Raw genomic sequence first — 9,799 nt, 5'->3', positions numbered from 1 at the left:
CGGGCTCGGCCTCGATGCGCGCGACGGTCGCCTCGTCGACCAACCCCGCGACCGAGCCGGCCGACGACGGGATGCCGATGACCGTGCCGGTGGGCAGCGGGTGCAACTCCTGCCGGCTGTAGATCAGCGGCCGCGCGCCGGTGTTCGGGGCGCTGGACGGCGGCTACCGCTTGCTGCTCGACGCGCTGGTCGAGCGGGCCCGGCCCGACTGGATTCCCGCCGCCGTGCAGGGGTTGGAACCCGACGGGGCGGGGTGGGCGGTGCTGGACGACAGCGGCGCCCGCCGGCACGCCGACGCGGTGGTCCTCGCGGTGCCCGCCCCGCGGGTGGCACGCCTGATCGCCGACATCGCACCGGCCGGCGCCGCGGCCGCCGGCCGGATCGTCAGCGCGTCGTCGGTGGTGGTCGCGCTCGCGGTGCCGGGCGACACGCCCTTTCCGGAGTGTTCCGGTGTGCTGGTCGCGACCGGAGAACCGTTGCGCGCCAAGGCGATTACCCTCTCGTCGCGCAAGTGGGGTGCGCGCGGGGAGAACCAGCTGTTGCGGTTGTCGTTCGGGCGGTGCGGTGACGGCCTGGCCGAGACGGCGTCGGACGACGAGCTGCTGGCCTGGGCGCTGGACGACCTGGCCGCCGTCTTCGGGTTGGCCGTCGACCCGGTCGACGCCCGCGTGCAGCGCTGGATCCGGGCCATGCCGCAGTACGGGCCGGGCCACGCGCAGCTGGTCGCCCAGATACGCGCGGGCCTGCCCCCGACGCTTGCGGTGGCCGGCAGCTACCTCGACGGCATCGGGGTGCCGGCGTGCATCGGGGCGGCCACGCGCGCGATCGAGGCCCTCGAAGTGAAAGTGGCACGATAGGTTCCATGGCCAAGCTCGACTTCGACACCCTCAACGCGACGATCCGCTACCTGATGTTCTCGGTGTTCTCCGTGCGCCCGGGCGAGCTCGGGGAACAGCGCGACGCCGTGATCGACGAAGCGTCGCGGTTCCTCAAGCAGCAGGAGGAGCGCGGGGTGGTGGTGCGCGGCCTCTACGACGTGGCGGGGCTGCGGGCCGACGCCGATTTCATGATCTGGACCCACGCCGAAACCGTCGAGGCGCTGCAGGCCACCTACGCCGATTTCCGGCGCACCACCGCGCTGGGGCGGGCCTGCTCGCCGGTGTGGAGCAGCGTCGCACTGCACCGGCCGGCCGAGTTCAACAAGAGCCACATCCCGGCGTTTTTGGCCGGGGAGGAGCCCGGCAACTACATCTGCGTGTATCCGTTCGTGCGGTCCTACGAGTGGTACCTGCTGCCCGACGAGGAGCGGCGCCGCATGCTCGCCGAACACGGCATGGCGGCCCGGGAATACAAGGACGTGCGCGCGAACACGGTGCCGGCGTTCGCGCTCGGCGACTACGAATGGATCCTGGCCTTCGAGGCCCCCGAACTGCACCGCATCGTCGACCTCATGCGCGAGCTGCGCGCCACCGACGCCCGCAGACACACCCGGGAGGAGACGCCGTTCTTCACCGGGCCGCGCGTGTCCGTCGAGCAGTTGGTGAACGCCCTGCCATGACTGCGCCGGTGACGATGCAGAGCGAAGCGATGAGGAGGAGCGGCGCGATATGACTGCGCCGGTGACGATGCAGAGCGAAGCGATGAGGAGGAGCGGCGCGATATGACTCAGCCCGACGTCACCGACCCCGCCCGTTTCGAGGAGATGTACCGCGACGAGCGGACGTCGCACGGGTTGCCCGCTGCCACGCCGTGGGACATCGGCGGCCCGCAGCCGGTGGTGCAGCGGCTCGTCGCGCTGGGCGCGATCAAGGGCGAGGTGCTCGACCCGGGAACCGGACCGGGCCACCACGCTATCTACTACGCGTCCAAGGGTTATTCGGCGACCGGCATCGACGGGTCGGCGGCCGCGATCGAACGGGCGCGGGAGAACGCGCGCAAGGCCGGGGTATCGGTGAACTTCGAGGTGGCCGACGCGACCAAGCTCGACGGCCTCGACGGCCGCTTCGACACCGTCGTCGACTGCGCGTTCTACCACACCTTCAGCACCGAACCCGAGCTCGCCCGGTCCTACGCCCAGGCGTTGCACCGGGCCACCAAGCCGGGCGCGCGGCTGTACATGTTCGAGTTCGGGCAGCACGACGTCAACGGCTTCAAGATGATGCGGTCCTTGTCGGAGAACGACTTTCGCGACGTGCTGCCCCAGGGCGGCTGGGAGATCAGCTACCTGGGGACGACGACCTATCTGGTGAACATCAGCGCCGAGCAGATCGAGATGATGGCGGCGCGCAACCCGGACATGGCCGAGCAGGCGCAGGAGCTGCTGAAGCGATTCCGGGCGATGGAGCCGTGGCTGGAGGGCGGCCGGGTGCACGCCCCGTTCTGGGAAGTGCACGCCACCCGGCTGGACTGAGTTCGCGGGGCTTTCGGGCTGTCGCGGCCCGGGCCATTTCGCGAAACTGAAACTACGGCGCCGCTTTACGGCGTGTCGTGTGCGTCGTTTCAGTGTCGCGGTAGCCGCGACGGAGAAGCGCGCCGCGGACCCGGCGTATGACGTCTTCGGGTTTGTCCTCGGCGATCACCCGGATGACGACCCAGCCAAGTTCGTCAAGAGTGCGGAGCCGATGCTGGTCGCGGGCGTACTGCCGGCGGTCGGCGCGATGGTGGTCGCCGTCGTACTCGACGGCCACTTTGTATCTCTCCCAGCCCATATCGAGAACGGCAAGCAACCGCCAGTTCCGCTGCACTGGGATCTGCGTGGTGGGGGTCGGAAGGCCGGCGTCGATCAGCAGCAGGCGCAGCCAGGTTTCCTTGGGTGAGGCGGCGCCCGGATCGACCAGGGGGAGTGCCGTCCGCAGTTTCCGTAAGCCGCGTGCCCGCGCGTACCGCTCAGCGAGCATCATTACGTCCTCGCTCGAGAACGGTTTTGCCCGCATCAACGCGTCGAGTCGCATGACCGCCTCGCCGGTGGGCAGTCGCCTGGCCAAGTCGAAGGCCGTCCGCGCGGGCGAGGTCACCGGCAAGCCCTTGGCGCGGGTTACCTCGTCTTGCTCGACGCGCTGATTGCGCGTGAGCACGCCGGCCGGGGGACGAGTGTTGCGCCAGATCAGCTCGATCGGCTCGTCGTCGTCGATCCACCGGGAACCGTGCAGCGCCGCCGCGGTCAGCCCGGCGAGCACGCCGCGCCGACCTGACCACAACCACGCGGCGACCGACCGCGTGTATAGCGAGGGCACCGCGTAGGCCGGCAGGTAGACGTCGGGATGGATGGCACGGAACTGGGCTCGCAGCAGGTGCCGACTGATGGTCCCCTGCTGCAAGGCCTCGCTGCCGACAAACACGTCGTCCACACCTGGAAGACGCCACGACGGCCCCCGGGGCTCCGCGAAACTGAAACTACGGCGGCGCTTTCCGGCGTGTCGCGTGCGTCGTTTCAGTGTCGCGGCGGCCGGCCGCGAAGACCGCTACGCCGGCACCAGCCGCAGCGAGATGGAGTTGATGCAGTAGCGCTGATCGGTGGGGGTCGGGTACCCCTCGCCGGCGAACACGTGGCCCAGGTGGCTGTGGCAGTTCGCGCACAGCACCTCGGTGCGCGTCGTCCCCATCGAGTGGTCGGGCCGCAGGATCACCGCGTCGGAGTTCGCCGGGTCGAAGAACGACGGCCACCCGCAGTGGGACTCGAATTTCTCTGTGCTGCGGAACAATTCGGCGCCGCACGCCCGGCATTGGTAGACGCCTTGGGTTTTGGTGTCGGTGTACTCACCGGTGAACGGCCGCTCGGTGCCGGCGCGGCGCAGCACGTGAAACTCTTCCGGGCTCAGCTTCTTGCGCCACTCGTCGTCGGAGAGTTGCAGCTTCGGCGGGGCGATCTCAGTCATGCCTCCACGGTAGCGCGATCGGACTCAGCCGATAGCCAAGAAGGATCGATGCCCTCCTCCAGCCGGTTCTCGGCCTTGGCGTCCAGGTACCGGAAGTACAGCACGGTGAACGCCACGATCAGCAGCAGCGACCAGCCGTAAGTGATCTTCAGGTAGTGCAGCGCCCGGCCGTACCTCATGTACCGGTAGATCAGCCAGTCGTCCAGCGCCATGAAGCCGTAGATTCCCAGCCACGCCGGCCAATTGCGGATCAGCGAATTGCGCAGCACGACGGTCATCAGGAACGGGAACAGCATCATCGAGTAGTAGCCCTGGGCCAGCGGCAGCGCCAGCCACGACCACAGCAGCAGCACGCCCGACGAATTGGTGAACCAGAACAGCGGGTCGCGGGTGCGGTAGTAGCGGTACAGCAGCCACAGCGCGGCGATCGCCAGGAGCGTGAACAGGATCCGCAGGAACACGATCAGCCACGTGGGTAGGCCGAAGTACACGCCGTTGCCCTCGATCGAACTGTTGAAATAGTCGCGGACGCCGCCGATGTAGGGGAGCGTCTTGGTGACGAAGTCCATCGGGTCGCTCACCAGCGGCCACGCCACAGCATTGATGACGACCGGGACGACGAACGCGGGCACCAGCGTCCGCCACTGGCGGTTCAGCAGCGGCAGCAACAGCAGCGGGCCCAGCACCGGTTTGAGCGTCAGCGTGAGTCCGATGGCCACGCCCGCCCACCACTGGTGGTTCACCTTCCCGTCGAGCAGCCAGCGCAGGAACAGCACCTCGGCCAGCAGCACGCAGCCGTTGATGTTGGTGAACACCAGCGTGCTGGTCACGCTTTCGGTGCAGAACATGGCCAGCAGCAGCGCCGGCGCGGCCACCGATGACAGCGTGAACTTGAACAGCCGCAGCAGCAGATACCAGGCGAGCAGGATGGCCACGGTGTTGATCAGGATGAACAGATAGCGCGACGGCGAGAAGGACAGATACCCGAACGGCGCCATCAGCAGCGTCCCGCCGGGCGGGTACAGGTAGTGCGGGTCGACGTAGTCGAAGTGCTCGTTGTAGATGTCCCAGCCGTGCCGGAAGTTCAGCACCGCGCGGTAGACCGGCTTGAAGTCGTCGGTGATGTTGCCGTTGAGCGTCAAGATGATGCTGCGGTGCAACACCGACATGATGGCCACCGGCCACAGCGCCGAGCGCAATATCGTCGCGGTGCTGGGCGGGCCGCTGCGGGGACGAAAGGCGGCCAGGGTCCGATCGCGCAGGCCGGTTCGGGTCGAGTCAGCTGCCGTCACGAAGCGCAAAGTATCAGGCGGGACAGTACGTGTCGGTTCCGGGCAGCTTGCCGCTGTTGACGTAGCCGATCAGCGGGGACACCGCGCAGCTCGAGTAGATGCTGGCGCCGTGGCCGATGCCCTGCCACATCACCCGCTTGCTGGCCGCGTTGGCGTTGATGACTGTGGCCGCCGTCGCGGCGACCCCCTCGGTGCCGACGATCGGGTCGTTCTGCACGCCGAGCAACAGGACGTCGACCTTCAAGGATTTCGGCGGCGCGGGCGGCGACACGGTGGGCCAGTGCACGCACTTGACCAAGTTGAGCGCCGCGACGGTGCCGAACTGGGGGTAGAGCTTGGCCCACGCCACCACGAGTTCCCGCACCCGGTCGGGGGTGGGGCGGTTGACGGCGTCGCTGCACGTATTGACGAACTGGCCGTCGGAGTCCGCGGTCACGTTGGCGTGGTTGATCAGGTTGGTCAGGGCGTTGGTGTCGCCGGAGCGGGCGGCCGACAGCGCGTTGGCCAGGTTCGTGGTGGCGCCGACGCGGCCGCCGGACGGGAAGCCCAGTGCGACGGTGATGGCGTTGGCCACCTCGGCCAACGAGGCGCCGCCCGGCCCCTTGCCGGCGCGGGCGTCGGCCAGCAACGCGCTGACGGCGCCCTTGGGGTCGGGGCCCAGCGCGCAGTTCACCGCGACGCACTGGGCGGCGAAGGCGTCGAGCGCGGCCTGCTGGCCCTTGACCTGTTGCTCGGCGGCGGCTTCGGCGTTGATACCCAACGCAACTGGCGAGTCGAGGATCAGCCGGGCGACCTTGTCGGGGCGCGCCGCGGCGTAGGCCAGCGCCACCTGGGCGCCGTTGCCGATCCCGACCAGGGCGACTGCGGGCACGTCCCACAGCGTGCGCAGCCGCTCGATGTCGGAGGCGGCGTGCGCGTTGTCGTAGGCGGAGGCTCCGGGCGCGATGGCGTCGGTGCAGCTGGTGGTGGCGGTGTTCGCGACGTCGGAGAGGTTGGCGACGGGGTCGTCGCCGGTCTGGAATTGTGCCTGGTCGCGCATGATCTGGCGGTCGGAGGTGTCGCGGCAGTCGATCGGGTTCGACATGCCCATGCCGCGCCGGTCGACGGCGACGATCGGGTGGCTCTGCAGCACGTCGGCGCCGCCCCGCGACAGCCAGACCGGCAGCTGCGCCGACGACGGCAGATCGGTGCCGGTGGTGAAGACCAGCGGGCCCGCGTCGCGCGGGGTCTGGCTCGTGCGGGCGCGGACCACGCCGACGCTCACCGTGCCGGTCCCGCCGTTGACCGGGTCCAGGTCCGCGTCGTAGTTCGCGCAGTCCAGCTGGACCCCGGCGGCGGGCGGGACCGCGGCGTCGCCGAACACCCGCGAGGTGCAGTCGTGCCAGGGCAGGTCGTTCTTCGGGGCCGCGATCGGGGGCGGGCCGCTGGGCGGCGGCTTGGCGGTGCTCGCCCCCTGGGGTCGCGCGCCGGAGTTGGTGGCGAAGCGCGGGTCGGCGGCCAGGCCCGGGACGCAGCCGGCGACCACGGTGGTCGCCGCGACCAAGAGCGTCGCGAACGCGATCTGCCGACTCATGCCGACCACAGTAGCTAGCGGCGATCGCAAGCGCGGCAACGCCGGGCGCTGCGGGTCGCCGCAAAAGCCAGCGGCGATCGCAAGCGCGGCAACGCCGGGCGCTGCGGGTCGCCGCAAAAGCTAGGCCTTGACGTAACGGGTGTAGAGGTAACCGGCGTCGTCGGTCAAAACGTGGGCGCAGCGCATCCGGGTGAGCAGCTGGCTGGGGCCGGTCGCGATGCGCCGGGCCAGGCCGCCGACGATGTAGGGCGCGATGGTCAGGCAGAGCTCGTCGAGCAGGTCGCGTTGGATCAACGAGTCGAGCAGCATCGGGCCGCCCTCGGTCAGGATGCGGCGCATCCCGCGCGCGCCGAGGATCTCCAGCATGGCGGCCTCGTCGACCTCGCCGGGATCGTCGCCGGAGCAGTCGATCACCTCGCACAGGTCGCCGAGCATCTGGCGCGCCGGGGCCGCCGCCGCCGCGCAGGTGAGCACCAGCGGCGGCACCTCGGTGCGGGTGAACACCGCCATGTCGCGGTCGAGGTGCCCCGATTTGGTGACGATCGCCAGTTGCGGAATCTCGCTTTGCCCGCGCGCCTGCCGCTGCTGGCGCTGGGCGACGCTCAGCTGCGCGCCGGAATAGCCCTCGACGCGCACGGTGCCCGCGCCGACGACGATGACGTCGGCGAGTTCGCGCAGCAGGTTGAAGACAAACCGGTCGCCGGGACCGCCCATCGTCCCGCTGCTGCCGCCGGAGGTGGCCCCGCCGTCCACGCTGGTGATGAAGTTGGCCCGCACCCAGGTCCCGTCGGGATAGTCGTAGAGCCGGGGGAGTTCACCGTCGGTGAGTTCGCGGACCGAGCCGAGCAGCGACAGCGGCGTCTCGGGCAGGGGCATGAGGTTGATTGCAGCACGTCGCTACAGTTCTGGCATGCACGGGTCCCCTTCCGGGCGAGTGGCTCGTCTGGTGGATCGGCACCCGACGGTCTCGCCGGAGCGGCTGATCGCTCAATTACGGCCGCCCCCAACCTTCGCCGATGTGAGCTTCGCGACGTATGAGCCCGACCCGGCCGAGCCGACCCAGGCCGCGGCCGTGGTGGCGTGCCAGCAGTTCTGCCACCAGGCCGTGCAACGCCGCGCGGGCCGGCGAAAGTTGTTGGGCCGGCGGGCGGTGTTGCCCGGCGTCGGGTTGTATCTCGACGGCGGGTTCGGCGTGGGCAAGACGCACCTGCTGGCATCGGCGTATTACCAGCTGCCCGGTGACGGCCCGGAGTCGTCAACTCCCAAGGCGTTCGCGACCTTTGGCGAACTCACGCAGCTGGCCGGGGTGTTCGGTTTCGTCGAATGCATCGACCTGTTGGCCGGCTACACCGCGGTGTGCATCGACGAGTTCGAGCTGGACGACCCAGGCAACACCACGCTGATCTCGCGGCTGCTCTCGTCGCTGGTCGAGCGGGGGGTGTCGGTGGCCGCCACCTCCAACACGCTGCCCGAGCAGCTGGGCGAGGGCCGGTTCGCCGCCCAGGATTTTCTGCGCGAGATCAACACGCTGGCAAGCATTTTCACCACCGTGCGGATCGAGGGACCCGACTACCGCCATCGTGGCCTGCCGCCGGCGCCGCAGCCGCTGTCGGACGACGAGGTGGCCGCGCGCGCCGCCCGGGTCGACGGGGCGACCCTCGACGACTTCGACGCGCTGTGCGCGCACCTGGCCACCATGCACCCGTCGCGGTATCTGACCCTCATCGAGGGCGTCACCGCGGTGTTCTTGACCGGCGTGCACGGCATCGACGACCAGAACGTCGCGCTGCGGCTGGTGGCGCTGACCGATCGGTTGTATGACGCCGGCATCCCGGTGATCGCCTCGGGCGACAAGCTGGACACCGTATTCAGCGACGAGATGCTGGCCGGTGGCTACCGAAAGAAGTACCTGCGGGCCATGTCTCGGCTGCTGGCGCTGACGGTCACCCAAGCGTGAGGCTCATGACGAAATCGTTTTCGCGGGCGGCGCCGACCCGAAAGGTCCTGGTGCCGCTGACCGCGAAGCCGCTCTTGGCGTAGAAGCGTTGGGCGCGTTCGTTTCCCTGGTTGACCCCCAGCCATACGCGGGTCACGCCCCATTCGCCGGCGGTGGCCAGCGCGAGGTCCATCAGCGCCGTCGCCGCCCCGGTGCCGTGGTGCTCGGGTGCGAGGTAGATCTTGGACAGCTCGGCGGTGTCGTCGCCGTCGCGAATCAGCATGGCGTAGCCGATGATTCGCCCGCCGACCTCGGCCGTCAGGATCGCGCGATGCGGGTCGGCCAGGTATTCGGCGAAGCGGGCGGCCGACAGGTTGGCCGCCACGAACGCCGCGATGTTCCCGGGCGCCATCGAGGGCGGGCACGCCAGCGGGAAGGTGCGCGCGGCGACATCGGCAAGTTCTTGAACGTCAACCGAATTCGACGTGACTACGCGTACGGCGCGGGTCAGAGGTTCCACTGCGCGAGGTGGTAGCCCGTCTTCTTGTCCAGCAGGACCACGGTGGAGACGGGATCGCGGTAGGCGTCCCAATAGACTTCGCCGCGCACGATCGCGCCGGTCGGCGCGTTGGTGAGCACGTTGTCCAGCGCGTCGGGCGCGTCGGAGGCCCGCGGCTTGTAGGCGTCGGCGAACGGGGTCACGCCGTCGAAGCTGAAGTTGGTCGCCATGATGAACGGATTGGGCACCCGGACCGCGCGGACGACGACGTCGGCGCGCTCAACGCTGCTGCCGGGGAAGCCCCTGAAGGTGCCTTCGCGCGTGTAGCCGAATCCCGGCGGCGGGTCGCACGGCGAGACGCCGGTGACGGTGACGTCGGCGATGTAGGTGCCGGTGTCCACCCGCAGCGTGTCACCGATGTGGCCGATCGGGGCGTCGCCGGCCCACGCGCGGGGCGCGGGGAGCGCGGCGACGGTGGTGCTGCTCGCTGCGGCGACGAGGAACGCCGACAGAACGACCAGCCAGCGGTGCGTCTTCGCCATGTCTTCGCCTCCTAGGCGCCCTGGAAGGGGATCTTCGAATGATCGCACACGCGGTGAGGGGTGGGGGAGGGGTCGATCACGC

Annotated in this window: 10 protein-coding genes and 1 pseudogene; 4 read left to right on the top strand and 7 right to left on the bottom strand. The window is 69.5% G+C overall.

The features are described 5' to 3' along the window. Nucleotides 1-137: 137 nt before the first annotated feature. The 3 genes and pseudogenes from A5702_RS20970 to A5702_RS20960 form a co-directional block, all read left to right on the top strand. Nucleotides 138-857, top strand: a pseudogene (locus A5702_RS20970) (FAD-dependent oxidoreductase); the annotation flags it as partial. A gap of 5 nt (nt 858-862) precedes the next feature. Continuing rightward, complete coding sequence (gene hemQ, locus A5702_RS20965; protein ID WP_055401607.1) at nt 863-1,558, top strand: hydrogen peroxide-dependent heme synthase; 696 nt, start codon at nt 863-865, stop codon at nt 1,556-1,558. A 102-nt stretch (nt 1,559-1,660) separates the two neighbouring features. Continuing rightward, nucleotides 1,661-2,410, top strand: coding sequence for a class I SAM-dependent methyltransferase (locus tag A5702_RS20960; RefSeq protein WP_068223355.1), 750 nt, complete (start codon nt 1,661-1,663; stop codon nt 2,408-2,410). Nucleotides 2,411-2,462: 52 nt separating this feature from the next. Here the strand turns inward: A5702_RS20960 and A5702_RS20955 are convergent, their stop codons facing one another. The 5 genes from A5702_RS20955 to A5702_RS20935 all read right to left on the bottom strand — a co-directional run bounded on the left by A5702_RS20955 (nt 2,463) and on the right by A5702_RS20935 (nt 7,616). After that, on the bottom strand, nt 2,463-3,347 hold the full coding sequence (locus tag A5702_RS20955; RefSeq protein ID WP_068223352.1) for a DUF559 domain-containing protein: 885 nt from the start codon (nt 3,345-3,347) through the stop codon (nt 2,463-2,465). A gap of 114 nt (nt 3,348-3,461) precedes the next feature. Beyond that, nucleotides 3,462-3,866 (bottom strand): peptide-methionine (R)-S-oxide reductase MsrB, encoded by a 405-nt coding sequence (msrB, locus tag A5702_RS20950; RefSeq protein WP_156349486.1) that lies wholly within the window; start codon nt 3,864-3,866, stop codon nt 3,462-3,464. Nucleotides 3,867-3,871: 5 nt separating this feature from the next. Continuing rightward, nucleotides 3,872-5,176, bottom strand: a complete 1,305-nt coding sequence (gene aftC / locus A5702_RS20945) for an arabinofuranan 3-O-arabinosyltransferase (RefSeq protein WP_068223349.1) — start codon at nt 5,174-5,176, stop codon at nt 3,872-3,874. 4 nt (nt 5,177-5,180) lie between these two features. Continuing rightward, on the bottom strand, nt 5,181-6,740 hold the full coding sequence (locus A5702_RS20940; RefSeq protein ID WP_068223346.1) for an alpha/beta hydrolase: 1,560 nt from the start codon (nt 6,738-6,740) through the stop codon (nt 5,181-5,183). Between the two features lie 120 nt (nt 6,741-6,860). After that, nucleotides 6,861-7,616, bottom strand: coding sequence for a pyrimidine reductase family protein (locus A5702_RS20935; RefSeq protein WP_068223343.1), 756 nt, complete (start codon nt 7,614-7,616; stop codon nt 6,861-6,863). On the opposite strand from A5702_RS20935, the gene zapE reads away from it, so the two are divergent. Further along, entirely contained in the window at nt 7,615-8,697 is a 1,083-nt protein-coding gene (zapE, locus tag A5702_RS20930; protein ID WP_156669698.1) for a cell division protein ZapE, read from the top strand. The genes A5702_RS20935 and zapE overlap by 2 nt on opposite strands. Here zapE and A5702_RS20925 read toward each other — a convergent pair. Together A5702_RS20925 and A5702_RS20920 are read right to left on the bottom strand one after the other, a co-directional pair. After that, nucleotides 8,684-9,196, bottom strand: coding sequence for a GNAT family N-acetyltransferase (locus A5702_RS20925; protein ID WP_067815456.1), 513 nt, complete (start codon nt 9,194-9,196; stop codon nt 8,684-8,686). The two genes, zapE and A5702_RS20925, sit on opposite strands and share 14 nt — an antisense overlap. Next, the gene (locus A5702_RS20920; RefSeq protein ID WP_068223340.1) at nt 9,184-9,717 is read right to left on the bottom strand and encodes a hypothetical protein; all 534 of its coding nucleotides are present in this window, start codon (nt 9,715-9,717) and stop codon (nt 9,184-9,186) included. Before A5702_RS20920 ends, A5702_RS20925 begins: the two co-directional genes overlap by 13 nt. Nucleotides 9,718-9,799 lie beyond the last annotated feature (82 nt).

The organism is Mycobacterium sp. E3339 (assembly GCF_001666915.1).
Taxonomy (GTDB): Bacteria; Actinomycetota; Actinomycetes; order Mycobacteriales; family Mycobacteriaceae; genus Mycobacterium.
The sequence above is the reverse complement of the archived record's forward strand: the minus strand, read 5'-3'. Positions and strand labels throughout refer to the sequence as shown.